Source organism: Bacillus sp. ISL-45 (genome assembly GCF_018613195.1).
Taxonomy (GTDB): Bacteria; Bacillota; Bacilli; order Bacillales; family Cytobacillaceae; genus Mesobacillus.
In genome coordinates, this window is record NZ_JAGGQQ010000011.1 from 264,487 (window position 1) to 283,962 (window position 19,476).

A 19,476-nucleotide genomic window follows, 5' to 3' on the forward strand; every position below is an offset into this window, starting at 1 on the left:
GCTATTAACAAACTCTGATTTCGGGTTTAAGATTAATCTATCAGTAAAAAATGTGACTTTATTCACATATAGAGGAGTCTTAACAATGAGTGAACAGCCAATGAAACTAGCCATCAACACTGCATTAAAAAAGAAAGAGTATCTCAGTGAATCAAAGGGTAAGTACCTCATGCGTGCAGCGCTTGCTGGTGTGTATATCGGCTTTGGCATCATGGTCTCTTACCGGTTGGGTGAATATTTTTTTGATGCTCATTCAGCAGCAACACCTATCGCCAGCTCGATCTTCTTCGGATTGGCACTTGTCCTGATTTTGTACGGCGGTGGAGAACTGTTCACAAGCAACACAATGATGATGACAATCAGCTCTTTGAAAAAAGTAACGACGTGGAAGGATACCATAGAAAACTGGATAGCATGTTATTCCGGAAATCTAATTGGAGCATTTTTCTTTGGCATTCTAGTCATGCTGTCGGGAATATTTTTATCACCAGAAAAAACACAATATATGATGGAAACTGTAAGCATGAAAATGAATACACCGGCTTATCAATTGTTCTTTCGTGCTATCCTGTGCAATTGGCTTGTTTGCCTTGCTGTATGGGTTCCATTTAGTATAAAAGGAGATGGAGCAAAAATCGGAGTCATAATGCTTTTGGTCTTTGCTTTTGTTGTCTCAGGATTCGAGCACAGTGTGGCAAACATGGTCCTCTTTTCGATTGCGCTTCTCGTACCGCATCCTGAAACAATCAGTATTGCCGGCAGTTTGTACAACCTCGTGCCTGTAACCTTGGGAAATATAATAGGCGGAGGCTTTTTCGTTGGCACTCTCTATGTATACCTTAATGCGAAAGGGACGGCGAAAGAGGAAAGCCACACTGCAGACCGGACAGTATATCGACAAAATGCCTTAAAGCGAATGTAAAAACAATAAAAAATCCGCGGAGCTGTCCGTGGATTTTTTGTTTTCGCTTTTCGCTTTTCGCTGCATTGACAGTTCAATTTAAGCATATTCATGCAGTCTTATTCCTCTTGGCTTGGGGCCTATACGGATATGTGATTTGAAGTGCCTGAAGTGAGGTTTACAGAAAGAGCCTATGCTTAAGCAGCCTATCAACCTTTAAAGGAATTCAGAATCCACTCTCCAACAACTCCGCCTAAATAAACTCCTACAATTCCAAGTACACCTGCAAGAACTGGAGGTGCTGGAAGAGGAAGCTTCAGGAATTTAAAAAGGATACCTACTACTAAACCAGCAACTAAGCTTAAGATGATTTCTTTCATGTTTTCACCGCCTCTTTTGGCAAGATGGTTAATGAATTTTTACAGTGAGCAGACGTCTGATCACATAGCAACATTATTTTAACATGAGGTTGATGAAATGAAAACGCTTTATTCATTCTTTTATAATGCATGAAACAAAATGATCTATTCTTATATTAAAATAGTGGTAAAATATAACTCAATAACGCGTCAGTACGGAGGATACAAATGGACATGCACGTTAAGCGCAATATCTTTACTTTGCAAGGCTTTTATCTTTTTGTTTTTTTTGGCATAGGCAGTTTATTTCCTTTATTAAGTGTTTACTTAAGTGAAGTTGAAAATTTAAATGGATATCAGATTGGGATCATCCTGTCCATTGGTCCAGTCATTATGATTTTCTTCCAGCCGTTTTGGGGAATGCTTGCTGACATGAAAAATGCCCATAATATGCTCCTGACTTTAACTACCTTGATAACAGGTGTTGCCGCTTTGGGTTATGTTTTCTTCGATGGATTTATTTCGTTCTTGATCATCGCAACGCTCCTCGCGATTTTTCAGAGTGCAATCATACCTTTATCAGACAGTATTTCCTTGAAGTACACTAGCAAAGCAGGAGTCAATTATGGAAATGTCCGATTATTTGGTTCACTGGGATTCGGACTGGCGGTTTTTGTAATGGGCCGGTTGTCCGAGTGGAACCCACAAGTGATATTTTACGCTTTTTTCCTGACATTATTGATCTCGGCATCTTTTTCATTGAAAATGCCCAAAGAACCTTCAGGACGGCCAATAGGGCTATTTGCAGGCATGAAGGATTTAATGCAGATGAAGAAGTTTCTAATTTTCCTTGGAGTCACATTCATGATTTTCGGTCCTAATTTGGCCAATAACTTTTACTTCAGTCTGTTTGTGGAGGACCGTGGCGGCACTTATACTGGGATTGGTATCGCCTTTCTTATTGCAGTGTTATCTGAAATTCCATTTATGAGGGCTGCAGGAAGCTGGATTCGTAAATTAGGGCTGCTTCAGGTCGCTTTTATTGCAGCGATCGTTTCATTAATTCGATGGATTTTCTATTTTACAGAACCTTCTTTATCTCTTGTTTACGCCTCAGCTATTATCCAGGGCTTTTCTCTTGGATTGTTCATTCCTGCAGGTTTGCAGTATATTCGGGATATTACTCCCCTGCATATTACTGCAACGGCAGTAACGATATACTCGGCAGTCGGCAACGGATTAGGCAACTGGTTTTTCACATTCTTCGGCGGCATCATTTTTGAAGAATTCAGTATTTATGGGGTGTACTTATTTTTTGCTGCACTGACTTTAATGGGAGTTTTGCTGACAGTCTGGTTAATAAAGGATGAAAAAAGAGGTCATTCGAAACAGGTTGCTGCAAACTGAAAATTTTGTTATAGAGTATTCCAGAAACCCTGTCCTTCCTTATAGAAGGGCAGGGTTTGTTTTTTGTTTCTATAAGTATTGAAAACAGAAGTATGGATTTAGGATTTATATCAAAAAATAATCTAAGTACGAAAGGAGGGACTTTCATGAGAGAGAATAAAGGTAAAAGTAATGGGCTTGCAGGGCGGATGTATGATACATCGGATTATCATAAAAATGACGAACTTTCGCAAGGGCTTGCAATGACACATGAGCAGGCTAGTGACAGTTATGTAGAAGGGGAAGTCGGCGGAAAAATTGAGCGCTCATCCGGAGCTGAAGATGAACTGAACAACAGAGGTTATCAGTAAGCAGGAAACGAGGTGTCCTAAGTGTCGAATAAAGGTGAATTTCAATCCAATCGAGATCAATACAAAATGCCGGATGCGTTAAAACAAAAGAAGGATTTTGTCTATCGAGTTGGCTATACTTCAAGCACTGGCAATCAGACGAATAACGAAGAAGAACCGGTCAAGAGATCAGATCTGTAAATCGTACAGGCCCTTTTGGAAAAGGGCCTGTTTTTATCTGGGACGTGCGATGATCCCGTTATGGACTTTTATATAACCATGTCTTAAGATATCCAAACCATTCTCGTATAAATACAGCCCCATCTGCTCTACGGTCATCAGTTCCCTGTAAGTGTGGTTCATGACATCGGCCATGATTTCATAATACAGTTTGGATTTTAACTGAGCTCTTGGCGTGGTCATGATAATATATCCACCTGTTTTCAGGAACTTCTTATGCCAATCCACGACTTCGCTTTTTAATGTATCCGGGAAGTGCTCAAGCAACCCTACACTGAGAACGATATCAAATTCATGGCCAAAAGGAAGGTTGCGAATGTCTTCAACAATGTATTCAGTCTCAAAATCACTTTTATGATAGACTTTATTGCCTCCTGTTGAGGGATTTGTTCCGAGAAAGGGATAAGTGTCAGGAAAATCCCTAAACCTCGTATCCTTGCAGAAAGGATCATAATCCACAAACACAATGTCACCGCCTGGATACATGGCACTTAGCTGCATTGCTTCGTAACCTTCAGCGGCTCCCAGGAAGAGGATTCTTGGCTTTATTAAATCAAGTCCTTCGAACAATGCGCGTTTGCCCCTTGGGTCCCAGATGCCGTCCTCAATCCGGTGAGCGTAGTTCCACAGGTGGATTCTGATCAGTTCACCTAATGCAGACTTTGTTTCATTCAGTTTGAAACCCTTTAAGCTCTCCATGAAATTTTGTTTCGAATTGTCCATTTCTGCAGGAACATCCTTAACAAACCACTCGTGAAACGATTTGTTGAACATTTGCCAGGAGGTGTGTGCGGGCAGACTTTGTTGATTGACTTGCTCCCATTCCTTTTTTTCCTGCGCAAAGGATGTTACCTCATATGGCCTTCCTGCATCTTTCCAGCGAAGCTGGCTCCAATCATTAACTGTATTCAATTTTACGAACTTATTGTATTCCTTTTCGGAAAAACTCCTGAGGTCCATTCTGTAGGAAGGCTGCAAGCGGGTTTCATTGAGTTTTATTGCAGGTTCAATTTCTAATTGAAGCAATACAGTCACCCCAAACATTTTTATTGCTTACTAAATTCGAGTAAAGAAAGGTAAAACCCTTTAAATTTCTAAAAATTACAAAAAAGCACACCCTTTATGGATGTGCTTTTAGAGGAAAGAGGATTTGCTCATTTAAAGCTTTCCGCGTCGTATCACTTTGTTGGGGGTAAGGGTGCCTTTCTTTAGGTAGACAAATCCTCCTTCGAGTGCAGAGCCAATGACGAGCTTAGAAGATGCTGTTAAAACCCTCATCTTCATCCCTCCTAATTGGAATTGGCTTGCGTAATTGAATTTACCCGTATGAAAAGCTGTTAAAACCTTATAAAAAGGGTGATGGCTAAGAATGATACGGATCCACTGCATCAAAATATGCATTTTCGGCCGCCTCTTGAGTAGCAAAGAGTGCATCATCATCTTCAATTACATGCAAGGTATCATTCAGGAACAGGGCGAACGCGTTAGGATCTTTAGGATGCTGGACAATTTCACCTGCTTTAATGTTAGATACAGATGGTACATGCGGGTTACGGTAGATAACGAAAACTTCATCACCAAACTTCAAATTTTTCGGATCGATTAAATCCAATTGAATACCCCTTTCGATGAGTCTTATAAGTGGTTATGCTTACCTTATTCAAAATTCGGTTTTATCCAGAACCGAGGGTTTTATGAACCGTAAAAATCTTGATATTGCAGGGACTATAGTTTAAATAAGTTAGGCAAGCTATAAATTTTCATTTTGCTGTTTTATTTCATCGCCCGTCAGAATGATATTTCCCGCTTCAAAATCTCTGTGCTCGTCAACTGATCCGCCGGGTACATACCGTTGATTTGGAGTATATGTCGAGCTGAGTAAATCTTTATCCCTTTTTAAATCATCTTTATGAATGTCCATTTTCTCACCCCCTGATAAGGGTAGTTTTTGTATTGAGAGTGAGGATATACTGGGAATTTAATTGAGTGATAATTATTGGAAAGGACACTAATCTGTCACAAATGAAAGGGTTTACATTTGGATATGGTGGTATAATAAAAGTGTAGAAAGAAAGTGATTAACATCTTAGGAGGCTCAACCAATTGTGTTCGTTCCGTAGTGAACGAAAAGTGGTTATTCCTAAAGTGTTTGAAGCTGATCTTCAAAAGTCAGCATCACCAGCTAAAGGGAAAAGGACCTGTTCACGAAGTTAACCTAAAGAAAGTTCTTGACCTTCCGATGGTTCAATTCAAAAGGGAAAAAGCAAGAGTCCAGCCTATTAGTAAATGTACGTTGGAAAGAAGCTTTTTACCAACAGAGTATCAATAGATACTTGGAAAGGTGCCAGCGTATTAGGAAGTCAACAAATTTCAGGTGAAACAGTCGTAGTAGAATATTTCCTTCATAGTAGCTGCCATTCAAATGGAGTGGTCAGTTGGGATGCATGACCTAATTGGAGAAAAGACGCAAACACACTAGCGAATAATGAGTCTCTCGGTGATTATACCGAAAAATGTGTTTGTAAAGGGACGTCATAAAACAGGGAAACCTTTTTTAAAAGACACCCTTAATGCGGAACAAGCACTCATCGGCTATAGTAAGAGGATCATACAACTCAATAGTTCCAAAAATGTTTTGGGCTGATGCTGGTTGGGTCTCCTAAGATGTTAAAGAAGAAGCTCGATATGAGCTTCTTTTTTCTTTGCAGTCCTTTCTGGATTATATAAAAAGGCACCTTTCAGCTTTGAAGGTGCCTTTTCATATTACTCCTCTTTTTTCGATAAACAACGGTCGCATTCCATTAAATATGATTCTGCTTGTTCCTGCATTCCCTCACCACATTCAGGGCACACCTTCTTTGGTAACTTACGAAAAAACTCAACCGGACTCATCATATAAAACCCCTCCTTTTATAGTACAATTTATGTTTTACTTAACCTGTTATAGTACAGTATAAACATAATTTGAAAAATTGTGTAGCCTTTTTTTGAAAAAACTAAAAAATAGGTGTTTGTTCATATAATCAAATGGGGGTATTGGTTAATAAAAGGCAAATCAAATATTTATTTGGAATTCTGCACCATAAGCAATCACAGAAGAGGCTTTTTTCCAAAATTCAAGAGTCAATAGATAAAAGTGACAAAGTTATTACATTTTATTTAATAAATCCTTTTATTCTTTTCTGATTTAACATACAATCGAAATGAAACTTTAAATGGGGAATGATGCCTAAATGGATAATCCGGAATTATCCTTCAATCCAATACTGCTGCTAGTAGCCATTTTATTGACAGTCATGTCATCTTATACAGCACTCGATTTATTCAGTCTGATCAAGTCTTCCGATCGAAATAAACGATTTCTGTTTTTAGGCGGGACATTTTCGCTTGGTATAGGGATTTGGGTTATGAACTTCTTTGGAATGCTTGCTCTGAATCTCAATGGCACGGTCTCTTACCGTATTTCAATAACAGTCTTATCGATTATCCTGGTTATTTCTTTCACAGCAATGGCGTTCTATACAATGACTGGAAAGACAATAAACAAGATCAATTTGATTGCAGGAAGTTTGTTCATGATGCTTGCAGTCCTGGTTGTCCATATCCTGGGAATGTACTCAATGAAATTAGATTTTAGTTATGAGCCTTCCATTTTACTGATTGCCCTCCTTCTTGTATTTGGGTCATTCTATTTTTCCTTTTGGATGCTTTTCTTTTCGAAAAGCTTCACTCAAGGAGATCATGGATGGATTAAACCATTAAGCGCTCTTGTCGTTACTGCTGCAATTGTTGAAGGTCATTTTCTTCTAACAAGGGCTTCCTCAATTAATATGAGGGACGGGGTAGTAGAACAGACCGGGATCCCAGAGTCGTTAATCAGTTATTTAATTGTTTTTATCTCTGTGCTCATCCTTGCTGGTCTAATCGGTTCAAGTGCGTTGATCAGCAAAAGGCTGGCAGTTTCTGATACAAACTTAAAAGATATTACGGATGCTCTTAATTCATCGGCGATTGTTGCCATTACAGACCCTAAAGGTAATATCACCTATGTTAATGAAAAGTTTATTGAGATTTCAGGTTACAGTGAAGGAGAACTATTAGGTCAAAATCACTCGATCTTGAATTCTGGACTTCATGCGAAGGAATTTTTTAAGGATATGTGGAAAATAATTGGTTCCGGTGAGGTATGGAAGGGTGAAATCCGGAATAAGAAGAAGGATGGTTCTTATTATTGGGTTGATACCACGATTGTTCCATTCTTGAATAGTAAAGGCAAGCCATATCAATATGTCTCGATTCGTTCAGATATAACTCAAAGGAAGCAGGCAGAGGCGAGCCTAAAAGAAACGCTGAAAGAGGTCAATGATATCAATTTTGCCCTCGACCAATCCTCTATTGTTGCTTTTACTGACGAAAAGGGGATTATCAAAAGTGTGAATGATAAATTCTGTGAGATCTCTAAATACACCAGGGGAGAATTGATTGGTAATGACCACAGCATATTGAATTCAGGATTGCATTCCAAAGAGTTCTTTAAAAACCTGTGGAAAACCATTGGATCTGGTCAGGTTTGGAAAGGCGATATCCGAAACAGGGCAAAAGATGGTTCATTTTACTGGGTGGCTACCACCATTGTTCCTTTTTTAAAAGAGAATGGGAAGCCATATCAGTACCTTGCAATACGTAATGATATCACAGAGAAGAAAAAATCTGAGGAAATGCTTCACCGCCAGGATAAGCTTGCTGCTGTTGGCCAGCTCGCGGCTGGTGTTGCCCATGAAATCAGAAATCCGCTGACATCGATGAAAGGATATGCAGAATTCCTCCAGCTTGATGAAACAGACCCGCAACGCCAGGAGTTTATTGAAATCATCCTTGACGAAATTGACAGAGTCAATAATATTGTTGAAGAGTTCATGGTACTTGCAAAACCTAAGGCTGTGGAGCTTGAGGAACATAATATCATACCGATTGTCCAAAATGTAGTTTCTATGCTGAAATTCGAAGCAAGAAAAAGGAATGTCAAACTGGATTTTGATGCTACCGAGGAAATTATCCAGATCGAATGTGATGAAAACCGATTGAAGCAAGTATTCCTGAATTTTATAAAGAACGGAATCGAAGCAATGCCTGAAGGCGGAGATTTAAAAGTAAGAACTGAAATACAGGATGACAATGTCCTCATTTCCATCAAAGATACCGGTGTAGGAATTCCTCCAGAAACTTTGAAGAAGATTGGTGAGCCGTTTTATACCACCAAGAAAAATGGAAATGGACTCGGCTTGATGGTCAGCTTCAAGATCATTGAAAGCCACAATGGCAAGGTTTATATCGAAAGCGAGCAAAACAAAGGAACAACCTTCAAAATTATGCTCCCGGCAAAAACTGCATAGTGTTCATTACGAAAATAAGGCAGGAGTTAACTCCTGCCTTATTTTTTTATAATTAAGCTGTTTTCGTAAAGGTTGTTGTTAAAATCCTAAAGCCGATTTTAACGTAATATAAAGCCATTTGCAGGGCGGTATTAAATTTGCATGCTCTTCTCATAAAAGAGTCAACTTAGCGAAGAAAAATTGGTCATTCAACCCTATTTTGCAGTCAATAGCAACCAAGTTCGAGAAAAGAGCCTATAATTAACAACTTCTTGTCTGATTAGCTAAATTTGTCGGTGAATTGTCAGAAATATGACAAGAAATATGATGATTTTTTCACATTGCAACGATAATTTAGACTACTATGAAACTAAGGGGAATATTAAATAGAATGCCGGAGGGGAAGCTATGTCATCGATTAGCCAGGTAAAGACGGTCTGTGGTTATTGTGGAACAGGCTGCGGTTTAATATTGGATGTAGAAGATAATAGAATTGTGAAAATCAGAGGAGATAAGGACGCACCTGTAAATAAAGGACAAACATGTATAAAAGGTGCTTTTGCCTATCAATATGTCCATGCTCCGAAAAGATTGAATACACCTATGATCAGGAAAGCAGGAGAGCTGGTAAAGGCTACCTGGGAGGAAGCGTATAATTACATAGCAGGCCGATTGACTGGAATCAAGACGGATTTTGGTCCAGAATCCATATCGATGTTTGCCTGCGCACGGACTACCAATGAGTCGAACTACGTTACCCAGAAGTTCATGAGGACTGCTATCGGAAGCAATAATATTGATGGCTGTAACAGAACCTGACATGCTCCTAGTGTCGCCGGTCTGGCGACTGTTTTTGGAAGCGGTTTCCCAACAAATACATTGGAAGATATCGGTGAGGCAGAAGTGCTTTTACTTATGGGTTCCAACACGACGGAAGCACATCCAATCATAGGAAACAGAATAAAAAAAGCTGCCAAGGGCGGTCTCAAAATAATTGTCATTGACCCAAGAAAAATCGACATGGTCAAGTTCGCTCATAAACATCTGCAAATTAACGTCGGTACAGATATTGCGCTGATCAACGCGATAATTCGAATCATTATCAAAGAAAAGCTGTATGACCAAGGATTCATTGGCAGGCATACTGAGGATTTTGATGTATTGCTGTCAAAGGTCGAACGCTATACATCAGAATATTCTGCAGAAATCACCGGTTTGGCGCCAGAAGATATCATTGAGGTTGCTCACCTGTATGCAAAGGCCAGCAGGGGGATGATTGCATACACACTCGGTATTACTGAACATCACTGTGGAGTGAACAATGTATTCGATATCGCTAACCTTGCTCTGCTGACTGGCCAGATTGGCAAAAAAGGTTCAGGCATCATGCCTTTAAGAGGACAGAATAATGTCCAGGGAGCCGGGGACATGGGATGCCTGCCGAACCAGCTTACAGGTGCTGTCAGCATATTGGACGGCGAATACCGTGCACGTTTCGAGAAATTATGGAATATTGAAATCAGCAAAAGAGTTGGTGACACCCAGACGAGGACCTTCGATAAAATTGATACAGGTGAAATCAAAGCATTATATTGTATAGGGGAAAATCCGCTAGTCGCAGACGTTCATATGAACCATACCAGAAGCCTATTGGAAAAACTCGATTTACTCATCGTCCAGGATATTTTCATGACAGAAACGGCCGAAATGGCAGATGTAGTGCTGCCAGCCAAGTCATGGGGCGAAGTTAACGGGACTTACACCAATACAGACAGGAGAGTCCAGCGTGTACGCACTGCAGTCAATGCCCAGCCTGGAGTGAAAGAAGACTGGGAGATATTGTGTGAACTATCGGCGAAAATGGGTTACCCGATGGGTTATCAATCAAGCGAAGAAATTTGGAATGAAGTAAGGGAACTTGCTTGGGAGATGTATGGGGGCATATCATATGAACGCCTTGAAAAAGAGTATGGCATCCACTACCCGTGTCCTGATGAGACTCATCCAGGTACGAAAATCCTTCACGAAAGGTTCCATGCTGAAAGTGAAAATGAAAAACGATCCAGTTTTGTACCAGTTGAATTCACACCACCCTTGGAACAGCCCGATGAACATTATCCTTTTACCCTGACAACCGGCAGACGGTATGAGTCATACAATACTCATACACAAACCCGACACTACGCAGCAGGGGTGAAAATTAGACAGACAGAGGAAACCCTTGATATTCATCCAGAAGATGCACTTCGCCTTCATATCAATGATGGAGATCTCGTCAGGGTGAGTTCACGACGAGGCACACTTGACGTAAAAGCAAAAATAACTGCTCAGGTTGTTCCTGGACTCGTGTTCATGAGTTTCCACTGGTCCGAGGTTCCGACCAATGTACTTACACTGAATGAATATGACCCAATTTCCGGTACCGCCGAATTCAAGGCTTGTGCCGTGAAAATTGAAACAATCGCATAGGAAGTATAAAAGCTAAAATCCCGCTCAGGGATTTTAGCTTTTTTGCATGTTGAAATAAAACAATCCATTTCCTGCTCGTGATGGACCTACTAAAGTTTAATGTCATGAAAAGCGAAAATTTTTAAAAGGTGAAACTCGAGGGTGCAAGAAAATTATGGGTAGACATGAAAATACTGGAATAATTTTCAAATCAATTAGAAATTATTCCTACGAAAGTTTTATTTTAACTGAATATTCAGTATATATGACATGTTCTCGTTATATTTCTGTTATTCTCGTAATCCAATTTAAATATGCTTGTTCTTTTTGTACCGAAATTCTATGTTACGATAATTCACGTGATAAAAATTAGCCGATGGGAGGCAAACAAATGAAAAAGTCATTATTATCTTTGGTTGCAGCAGCGGCAATTTCTGGAGCTGCCGGCACACAAGCACAGGCAGAGGAAATCGTCGTACATAAGGGGGATACACTTTGGGGTATTTCAAAGGAATACGGCGTAACAGTAGATTCACTAAAAAAATGGAATAACTTAACTAGTGATGTCATTCATCCGAACGATTTACTAGAAGTATCTCCTATTAAGCATGCGCAAGTAAGAAAAGGAGATACACTTTGGAGTATTGCCAAAGCTTATGGTGTAACAGTAAATGATCTAAAAGATTGGAATAAATTATCATCTGACCTTATTCATCCAGGGATGAGTCTGGCAGTTTACACAAATATGCCAGTTGAAATGAAAGTGGAAAAAACAAACTCTGCAAAACCGGCTGCAACTCCGGTAGCAACACCAGCAGCAGCGCCTGCTAACCAAGTAAAAGCCCAACCCGCTGCAGCAAAGCCAGCAGCAGCGACAAACCAGATTACCGTTGAAGCGACGGCTTATACAGCATCTTGTACAGGATGCTCAGGAATTACAAAGACAGGTGTGAACCTGAAAGCTAATCCAAATGCAAAAGTAATTGCTGTTGATCCAACAGTTATTCCTCTTGGATCTAAGGTATATGTTGAAGGCTATGGCTATGCCACTGCCGAAGATATTGGCGGAGCCATCAAAGGAAACCGCATTGATGTCTTTATCCCTACTCAAAGCGGGGCCCTTCAATGGGGAAGAAAGCAAGTGAAAGTGACAATTTTGGACTAAACGGTGTCTGGAAAAGCATTGGCAATTTGCCAATGCTTTTTTTACTGGATAAGAAAGTATAAATATTTCCACTTAGATGAGTGTCTAGCTCCAGCGCCTAGCCCCTCGAGACGTTTGTCTAGCTGCGGCTCCTAACTCCTCGAGTCGCTTCGGTGCTGCCAATGAAGTCAAAGAGCGACTTCTTCGGTCGGCCCTCCGTGGCACACGATGTGCTAGACCCGCCAGCCACAGGACGTGGCGCTTTAAGGCGGGCAACGCTCGTCGGGGCTGACCAAGGCGCTGCGCTTTTTTTATTTTTCCTGTTTTGCTTTTGTCTTAAACGTTTTACCTCTGATAATTTTCTTTTGAGTGATATTGGGCATGATAAGACTTAAGAAAAATTGTGTGAATCTGGAGTATTGTTCTTCAACTTTTTCAAGGATCGCGTTAGCTTTTGTCGATAATGAAGTTTTGATTTCGCCTAGCTGGTCATTAATTGTTTCACCAACGGCATCCTGTTTTCCGAGTCGTTCCATGACTGTTTCATGAAAAATACCCTGCAAATCGGCATGTTTTGCCAGCATATCCTGTAGTTCTTCCTGTTTTTGAGCCTGTGTGACCAGAGCTTTTGTGACATCTTCGTATTGGAGAAGCTTGCGGTTCAAGTCCTGTATCATTGATTGCTGATGGGCCAGCTGATTTAGTATTGCCTCGCTTGTCAGCTCTCGATTCAAAAGAGCCTTCGAAAATTGTTCGTGCATCTCTTCAAGTTTAATCAGTTTATCATCGATTTCTGTTGTGGATTCCTTCTGCTCAGAGATGTTTTCCATGACCCTTTCTGAAAGGTTTTCCTGTTTAGAGAGAAACGAAACCATTTCCTGAAATTGTGAAAATTGTTCTTGTCGGTTGTGCTCCAACGTTTGATCGAATTTTGTTACGCTGCCTGTCAAATCTTTATTTAGCTTTTGCTGCTCATTAAGTATTTCTTGTAAATAATTGAGGTGGAATTTTTCCTGGTTGCTCTGTACCTTGAGATCGTCGGTGTTGCAAAAAACCTGTGGAGAAACATATCCATTAACAAATAAAGGCATAGGCATCACTCCTGATAATAAGTTGTCATATATACTATGACTTGTGCCGCAATAATGGTACTTGCGGCTAGATAACACTTATTACCTTTTATTAAATGGGGCAGATTGCAGCAAGCTAATAAAAACTGCACTAAGAAAGGAGCAGCTGATATGCTAACAAAAGGCCAGCTGTCGGCATTCAAGGCAGAGCTTCTCAAAAATAAAAAAGATCTCAATTCCCACCTTGACGCAAATGACCATTTTGATCTAAGAAGTGGACATGCGCATGAGTCAACAGGGGAGCTTTCAAGCTATGATAACCATCCAGGGGATGAAGGAACAGAGTTATATGAGCGAGAGAAAGATATTGCACTGAATGACCACGTAGAATATCAACTCCAAAGCATAGATAAAGCCATTCAGGCAATTGAGAAAGGAACTTATGGAAAATGCGAGGTTTGCGGGCGCGAGATTCCATATGAGCGACTTCAAGCCGTACCCGAAACGACATTTTGTATTGAACATACACCTGACCGTACGGTTTCCCATAATCGGCCTATTGAAGAAGGGGTGCTGATGCCGCCTTTCGGAAAATTTGATCTTGACAACAAGGATGAAAATGTCGCTTTTGACGCAGAAGATTCCTGGCAGGAGGTTTCGAGCTGGGGAACTTCAGAAACTCCATCTGATTTTATGACGCCACAGAATCATTATAATGACGTCTATATTGAGTCAGAAGAGAATGTAGGTTATGTTGAGGACTTCGAGAATTTTGTAGGCAACGATATCACCGGCACGGAAATCACCGTTTACCCAAATAAACAACATGAGAAATACGAAAATGAGCTGGATGAAGAGGGGATTATGACATCCTTTGGCGACCTTCCTGCTTACGAACATGACCCATATGTAGAGAACGATAAGTAATTCGATGAAAAAGACCAGAGATGGTCTTTTTTGTTTGCGTGATTATACAGGATTTCCTGTCATGATTAAAAACTCTCTTGGCGGGGAAAAGACAAGCATAATTAAATGTCCATGAGAGGTGAGTCATAATTGAAAGAGAAACTTAAACACTATGGTAAAAGCCTGCTGGGGGAATTGAAAAAAGACCGGGCAACGGGTTTGGCTGCTCAACAGGCGTATTATTATATGCTGGCGCTGTTCCCATTGCTGATTCTAATGATAGCAATTGTTCCTTACTTGAATATCGATCCCCAGAAAGCTATAAATGTTGTAAATACATTATTGCCCTCGCAATCAGCCGAATTATTAAGAGATAATGTTGTCAAATTGGTAAGTGAACGAAACGGCGGTCTGCTTACTTTTGGTATCATAGGAACGTTATGGTCAGCATCGAGCGGCATGAACGCGTTTATAAAAGCAATGAATATTGCGTTTGATGTAAAGGAAACGAGATCATTCATTAAAGCAAGGCTTGTTTCGATTATGCTGACATTCGGTCTGATCCTGGCGTTTGTAGTGGCGCTTCTTTTGCCGGTATTCGGTAAAGTGATTTTGGATGCTGTAGAATCAATCGTCCACATTCCAGAGCCTTTTGATATTGTGTTCAACATTGTAAGATGGGTTGTAGCAATTGTCGTTATGGCCGCAGTTTTGGCTGGCTTATATCGAGTAGCTCCAAATAAACATTATCCATTCAAGCATGTAATTCCAGGGGCGATTTTCGCAACAATCGTATGGCAGCTGATTTCATTGGGATTTTCTTTTTACGTTAGCAATTTCGGAAACTATTCAGCCACTTATGGAAGCATCGGCGGGGTAATCGTCTTGATGCTCTGGCTATTCCTGACAGGGCTTGCCCTTGTACTTGGAGGAGAAATCAATGCGATTTACCACAGGGACAAAACGGGTGAAGAGCCAGTCGAAGAGCATGCAGCATCAGTGAATAGTTAACGCAGATTATCATTTGAACTTTTTTAGAGACAGCAAAACAGTTTGTGAAAAGGATCATAGTAAAAAAACAGCAGATTATCTGCTGTTTTTTTTGTTTCTCTTTATAGTGGAATGGGAAAATTCCCTCCGATGTTCAATAGAGTAATTCGTATACTTCATTCAATTGCTGAGCACGTTTATCGTCCAGTTCATTTTTTGCATACTCAATGGCATCAGGTAGAATTTTGTTCAAAAACTCTATTTCTTCGGCAGTCAGGTCTTTGACAAATTCACCCTCAGACGGGTAATCGCCCTGTTCTAACCGATGATAGATTTTCTTGCTAAGCGGATAGGTCTCTGTGTAATTGGATATGATTTCACGTAGATAAGCCTGTGTTTTTTCCATTGTCTACTCCTTAAAGTACTCTTTGAATTGTTCGGAATCAGTCATTTGATCATTTTTGAAATAAGGATTTTCCTCAGTTGCATCACTTGGATCCAGATTTGTTTTGATCACCAGCTGCGGCCCATTGGCAGGCTCGGCGATAACTCGGTCAGTCATTTCCTTGAAATCAGGGAGTTTTTTATTTCCGGGCTGTTTAGGTTCCATTTTTCTACACCTCCATTTTATAACTTGCATTATTGAAGAGTAATTTATGTACAAAGCTAATTATTGGAAACTCTTCCATAAGTGTTTTCTCTGATTACTTGCAGGGAAAAATAAAATGTAGTTAATAGGAATGGGGTGGAGAATCATGAAAGCAGTTACTTATCAAGGTTCAAAGGATGTACAAGTAAAAAATGTAGAAGCTCCAAAAATAGAACATGAACAAGATATGATTGTGAAAATTACCTCAACGGCAATTTGCGGATCAGACCTGCATCTTTATCAGGGCAATATGCCTCTCCGTCCAGGCTATATCATCGGACATGAGCCAATGGGGATCGTCGAAGAAGTGGGACCTGGAGTGAAAAAATTGAAAAAGGGAGATCGTGTGGTCATTCCTTTCAACGTTTCATGTGGAGAGTGTTTTTACTGCCAGAATCAGATGGAAAGTCAATGTGATAACACAAATGAATACAAGGATACGGGGGCGTATTTCGGATACACCGAACAATACGGTAACCATCCTGGTGGACAGGCAGAATACTTAAAGGTGCCATATGCTGATTTCACATCATTTGTTGTGCCTGAATCATGTGAGCTGGAGGATGAGTCGCTGCTGTTCCTGTCAGATGTTATCCCGACTGCATGGTGGAGTGTAGAGCATGCTGGTGTAAAAAAAGGAGATACTGTTATTGTGCTTGGGAGTGGACCGATTGGATTGATGACGCAGAAATTTGCCTGGATGAAAGGGGCGAAACGTGTCATCGCTGTCGACCACCTCGACTACAGGCTGATGCATGCCAAAAAAAACAACAATGTTGAAATCTTTGATTTTACACAGGAAGATGATCCAGGAAAGTTCCTGCAAAACTTGACTGACGGCGGAGCGGATGTCGTAATTGACTGTGTAGGAATGGATGGAAAGAAATCCGTCGTGGAAAAGGTAGAACAAAAACTGAAGCTTCAGGGAGGAACTCTTTCCGCGCTGGAAATCGCCCATACAGCAGTAAGGAAATTCGGAACCGTGCAAATTACAGGTGTTTATGGTTTAAGATACAATATGTTCCCGCTTGGCCGTTTCTTTGAACGCAATATTACGATGAAAATGGGACAGGCTCCAGTTATTCATTACATGCCAAAACTATTTGATATGGTCTCAAACGGAGAATTCGATCCAACTGACATCATCACTCACAAAATTCCGCTCGAAGATGCGGCAAAAGGGTATGAAATGTTCAATGATCGAAAAGACGACTGTATCAAGGTGATTTTGAAGCCTTAAGGTACTTGGGTGTGCATAACCAAAGCTCAATAGAGGCAATAGTTAACCTTGGAGTCATATAGAAAGGTCTTGGATTAAGCATTAGCTTTTCCAGGGCCTTTTTGATTATAATGATAAAAACGGTAATAGTTAGGAGCACTAATTTTGGGAAAAATATTTGCTTTTTCTTATGATAAACTCATGGGACCACTTGAGAAGAAATGGATCGCGAGGGTCAGGAAAAAAATAATTTCAGATTTAGTGGGAAATGTCCTTGAAATTGGTGCAGGTACAGGAGCAAATTTCCCTTACTATTCCAGGGAAAAGGTTGAAAATGTTGTTTCACTGGAGCCCAATCCTCATATGCTTGGTCAGGCAATTCTTAGAGCGAAGGAAGCAGGATTGCCAGTCGAGTTCCATCAGGGGATGGCAGAGACACTTCCATTCAAGGATGGTGAGTTTGATACTGTTGTGGCCACGCTTGTTCTTTGTTCCGTAAGTGAGCCGCAAAAGGTTTTTCAGGAAGTGCGAAGAGTGTGTAAAAAAGGCGGGAAAATTGTCCTTTTTGAGCATGTCAGAACGGAATCCAAAGCGCTTGCGGCCCTGCAGGATGTCCTGACACCCGCGTGGAAACGGCTGTGTGATGGCTGCCACTTAAATCGTGATACAGGTCGCTATATGAGGGAATCTGGAATAAAAGTGATAAAAGAAAAGAAGTATTTAAAGGGTATTTTTGTTGAGTATGAGGGGCTTAATCCAGAATAAACGGACGCAAGCACACCCTTCACTCCTCTCCATACACTGATACAAAGAATTTGGGGAGGATTGACATGTATCCATATTATGACCATTACAGACAGAACCAAAAGCTTGTCAGTGACCTGATGAAAGCTATAAATGGAGAATACAGTGCGACACAATGCTACGCTAAGCTTGCAGAGATGGCGCCGAATGAGGATCAGCGGAACCAAATCCATGAAATTCTGAATGATGAGAAAAAGCATTTGCGTCAGTTTACTCAGATTTATACAACACTGACAGGGAAGCGGCCGGAGCTGCAAATGACTGAAGAATGCGGTGACACGTATCTTGAAGGCCTCAAAGCATCTATTAAGGATGAACAAAAAACAACTGATTTTTATCATGAAGTAGCAGATGAAGCTGCAGACCCGGTCGTAAAAGAAGTTTTCAGGCGTGCAGCTTATGATGAGCAGAACCATGCCGTGTGGTTTCTATATTATTTAGGAATGGAAAAGTAGGAGCTGGAGAAATCCAGCTCCTTTTTCCTATTCTATAGTTTTCACTATTTCTACATATTTAATATAAAAATAGTTGTGTCATCTATACTAGAATGGGTATAGGGAAATTGGATAGCAATTTGAATAATCTACATAAAGAGGAAATCATTATGAAAAACAGTCTTGCTATTATTATTGGATTTTTAATCGTAGGATCATTATTTGTTGGCTGGAAAATCAGCCAGGACCTGGGACCGGCTGAAACAGCAACAGCGCCTCAGCCGCAAACTGAAAGTGCAAGCAAAGAAATTGAATTTAACCCGCCAAGCATGGAGGATGTACCCGATGGTCCTCTAGGCGAAAGTATAAAATATGGACATGAGCTTGTCATGGAAACGAATACAGTTGCCGATGAGTACGTTGGCAATAATCTTTCATGTGCAAGCTGCCACGCAAATGGGGGTACAGTGAAAGAAGAGGCCCCGATGGTCGGGCTTTCTGCAGTCTATCCAGAATACAGGCCGCGTGAAGGTGAGGTTTACACTCTGGAAGATCGTATCAATGGATGTATGATCCGAAGCATGAATGGAAAAATGTTCCCGACTGACAGCAAAGAAATGCGCGCGATGATTGCTTATTTGCAATACATGTCAGAAGGGGTCCCTGCTGGGGCAGACCCTCCGTGGAGAGCGCCTAAAGAGCCAAAGCAATATCCCGTTCCTAGCGTTGAGGACGGAGAAAAGCTTTACGCACAATCTTGTGCAAGCTGCCATGCTGCTGATGGCTCAGGTACTGGAACAAACACAGGACCTGCTGTATGGGGAGAAAATTCTTTCAACGACGGTGCAGGTATGTCAAGAATGACCAAAATGGCGGGATACGTTCAGAAGAACATGCCTAAAGGACAGGGAGGAACTTTATCTGACCAGCAAGCGATCGATTTGGCCGCATTTATCCTTTCGCATGACCGACAAGAATTCAAAGGACATGAGGGAGACTGGCCGAAAGGGGGGAGACCGGCAGACATCATGGATAAAGAAAAACGTGAGCAAGTCAAAAACGGTACAATCGATTGGGAAGCAATACTCTCGGTAAAAAATTAAGACTAGTAGAAACCCAGCACCTGCATTTGCAGGGCTGGGTTTTATTTTTGTTAAGGAATTTATAAAATTTCTAAAGTTGTGGATAACTCTATGAAGTTTTC

22 protein-coding genes and 1 pseudogene are annotated in these 19,476 nt (G+C 40.8%); 14 read left to right on the top strand and 9 right to left on the bottom strand.

Annotated elements, in window-relative coordinates:
* Positions 1-85: 85 nt before the first annotated feature.
* Entirely contained in the window at positions 86-922 is an 837-nt protein-coding gene (locus J7E35_RS16140; protein WP_251041031.1) for a formate/nitrite transporter family protein, read from the top strand.
* Positions 923-1,110: 188 nt separating this feature from the next.
* On the opposite strand, the gene J7E35_RS16145 is transcribed toward J7E35_RS16140, so the two are convergent.
* Positions 1,111-1,281, bottom strand: a complete 171-nt coding sequence (locus J7E35_RS16145) for a XapX domain-containing protein (RefSeq protein ID WP_192471710.1) — start codon at positions 1,279-1,281, stop codon at positions 1,111-1,113.
* 207 nt (positions 1,282-1,488) lie between these two features.
* Between J7E35_RS16145 and J7E35_RS16150 the strand changes: the two genes are divergently transcribed.
* From J7E35_RS16150 to J7E35_RS16160, 3 genes are all read left to right on the top strand, one after another.
* Positions 1,489-2,667, top strand: coding sequence for an MFS transporter (locus J7E35_RS16150; protein WP_214781376.1), 1,179 nt, complete (start codon positions 1,489-1,491; stop codon positions 2,665-2,667).
* Positions 2,668-2,813: 146 nt separating this feature from the next.
* Positions 2,814-3,017: a YozQ family protein gene (locus J7E35_RS16155; protein WP_214781378.1), complete on the top strand. Its 204-nt coding sequence runs from the start codon at positions 2,814-2,816 to the stop codon at positions 3,015-3,017.
* 21 nt (positions 3,018-3,038) lie between these two features.
* Positions 3,039-3,197: a hypothetical protein gene (locus J7E35_RS16160; RefSeq protein WP_214781585.1), complete on the top strand. Its 159-nt coding sequence runs from the start codon at positions 3,039-3,041 to the stop codon at positions 3,195-3,197.
* 33 nt (positions 3,198-3,230) lie between these two features.
* Here J7E35_RS16160 and J7E35_RS16165 read toward each other — a convergent pair whose 3' ends face one another.
* From J7E35_RS16165 to yhfH, 5 genes are all read right to left on the bottom strand, one after another.
* Complete coding sequence (locus tag J7E35_RS16165) at positions 3,231-4,262, bottom strand: class I SAM-dependent methyltransferase (protein ID WP_251041032.1); 1,032 nt, start codon at positions 4,260-4,262, stop codon at positions 3,231-3,233.
* A 132-nt stretch (positions 4,263-4,394) separates the two neighbouring features.
* Positions 4,395-4,637 (bottom strand): hypothetical protein, encoded by a 243-nt coding sequence (locus tag J7E35_RS16170; protein ID WP_214781587.1) that lies wholly within the window; start codon positions 4,635-4,637, stop codon positions 4,395-4,397.
* The gene (locus tag J7E35_RS16175) at positions 4,600-4,848 is read right to left on the bottom strand and encodes a transcriptional regulator SplA domain-containing protein (protein ID WP_214781381.1); all 249 of its coding nucleotides are present in this window, start codon (positions 4,846-4,848) and stop codon (positions 4,600-4,602) included. Before J7E35_RS16175 ends, J7E35_RS16170 begins: the two co-directional genes overlap by 38 nt.
* Positions 4,849-4,986: 138 nt before the next feature.
* Positions 4,987-5,157 carry a hypothetical protein gene (locus J7E35_RS16180; protein WP_192471715.1) on the bottom strand — a complete coding sequence of 57 codons (171 nt, stop codon included), beginning with the start codon at positions 5,155-5,157 and terminating at the stop codon, positions 4,987-4,989.
* Positions 5,158-5,999: 842 nt separating this feature from the next.
* Complete coding sequence (gene yhfH / locus J7E35_RS16185) at positions 6,000-6,131, bottom strand: protein YhfH (protein WP_214781383.1); 132 nt, start codon at positions 6,129-6,131, stop codon at positions 6,000-6,002.
* Positions 6,132-6,469: 338 nt separating this feature from the next.
* Here yhfH and J7E35_RS16190 point away from each other — a divergent pair, with 338 nt between their 5' ends.
* From J7E35_RS16190 to J7E35_RS16205, 4 genes and pseudogenes are all read left to right on the top strand, one after another.
* Positions 6,470-8,629, top strand: coding sequence for a PAS domain S-box protein (locus J7E35_RS16190; protein ID WP_214781385.1), 2,160 nt, complete (start codon positions 6,470-6,472; stop codon positions 8,627-8,629).
* Positions 8,630-9,016: 387 nt separating this feature from the next.
* Positions 9,017-9,175, top strand: a pseudogene (locus J7E35_RS23740) (hypothetical protein); the annotation flags it as partial.
* A 24-nt stretch (positions 9,176-9,199) separates the two neighbouring features.
* Positions 9,200-11,077, top strand: coding sequence for a formate dehydrogenase subunit alpha (gene fdhF, locus J7E35_RS23745; protein ID WP_353050379.1), 1,878 nt, complete (start codon positions 9,200-9,202; stop codon positions 11,075-11,077).
* A gap of 370 nt (positions 11,078-11,447) precedes the next feature.
* Positions 11,448-12,221: a 3D domain-containing protein gene (locus tag J7E35_RS16205; RefSeq protein WP_214781390.1), complete on the top strand. Its 774-nt coding sequence runs from the start codon at positions 11,448-11,450 to the stop codon at positions 12,219-12,221.
* Positions 12,222-12,511: 290 nt separating this feature from the next.
* Here J7E35_RS16205 and J7E35_RS16210 read toward each other — a convergent pair whose 3' ends face one another.
* Entirely contained in the window at positions 12,512-13,291 is a 780-nt protein-coding gene (locus J7E35_RS16210) for a hypothetical protein (RefSeq protein WP_214781392.1), read from the bottom strand.
* Between the two features lie 150 nt (positions 13,292-13,441).
* On the opposite strand from J7E35_RS16210, the gene J7E35_RS16215 reads away from it, so the two are divergent.
* Together J7E35_RS16215 and J7E35_RS16220 are read left to right on the top strand one after the other, a co-directional pair.
* Positions 13,442-14,197: a yteA family sporulation protein gene (locus tag J7E35_RS16215; protein ID WP_214781395.1), complete on the top strand. Its 756-nt coding sequence runs from the start codon at positions 13,442-13,444 to the stop codon at positions 14,195-14,197.
* Positions 14,198-14,326: 129 nt separating this feature from the next.
* Positions 14,327-15,187 (top strand): YihY/virulence factor BrkB family protein, encoded by an 861-nt coding sequence (locus tag J7E35_RS16220; RefSeq protein WP_214781397.1) that lies wholly within the window; start codon positions 14,327-14,329, stop codon positions 15,185-15,187.
* A gap of 133 nt (positions 15,188-15,320) precedes the next feature.
* Here the strand turns inward: J7E35_RS16220 and J7E35_RS16225 are convergent, their stop codons facing one another.
* Complete coding sequence (locus J7E35_RS16225) at positions 15,321-15,572, bottom strand: sigma-G-dependent sporulation-specific acid-soluble spore protein CsgA (protein ID WP_214781399.1); 252 nt, start codon at positions 15,570-15,572, stop codon at positions 15,321-15,323.
* Positions 15,573-15,575: 3 nt separating this feature from the next.
* Positions 15,576-15,776 carry a hypothetical protein gene (locus J7E35_RS16230; RefSeq protein ID WP_214736726.1) on the bottom strand — a complete coding sequence of 67 codons (201 nt, stop codon included), beginning with the start codon at positions 15,774-15,776 and terminating at the stop codon, positions 15,576-15,578.
* A gap of 145 nt (positions 15,777-15,921) precedes the next feature.
* Here J7E35_RS16230 and J7E35_RS16235 point away from each other — a divergent pair, with 145 nt between their 5' ends.
* The 4 genes from J7E35_RS16235 to J7E35_RS16250 all read left to right on the top strand — a co-directional run bounded on the left by J7E35_RS16235 (position 15,922) and on the right by J7E35_RS16250 (position 19,375).
* Complete coding sequence (locus J7E35_RS16235) at positions 15,922-17,055, top strand: zinc-dependent alcohol dehydrogenase (RefSeq protein WP_214781401.1); 1,134 nt, start codon at positions 15,922-15,924, stop codon at positions 17,053-17,055.
* 144 nt (positions 17,056-17,199) lie between these two features.
* On the top strand, positions 17,200-17,799 hold the full coding sequence (locus J7E35_RS16240; protein ID WP_214781403.1) for a class I SAM-dependent methyltransferase: 600 nt from the start codon (positions 17,200-17,202) through the stop codon (positions 17,797-17,799).
* Positions 17,800-17,864: 65 nt separating this feature from the next.
* The gene (locus J7E35_RS16245) at positions 17,865-18,293 is read left to right on the top strand and encodes a ferritin-like domain-containing protein (protein ID WP_214781405.1); all 429 of its coding nucleotides are present in this window, start codon (positions 17,865-17,867) and stop codon (positions 18,291-18,293) included.
* A gap of 149 nt (positions 18,294-18,442) precedes the next feature.
* Positions 18,443-19,375, top strand: coding sequence for a c-type cytochrome (locus J7E35_RS16250; protein ID WP_214781407.1), 933 nt, complete (start codon positions 18,443-18,445; stop codon positions 19,373-19,375).
* Positions 19,376-19,476 lie beyond the last annotated feature (101 nt).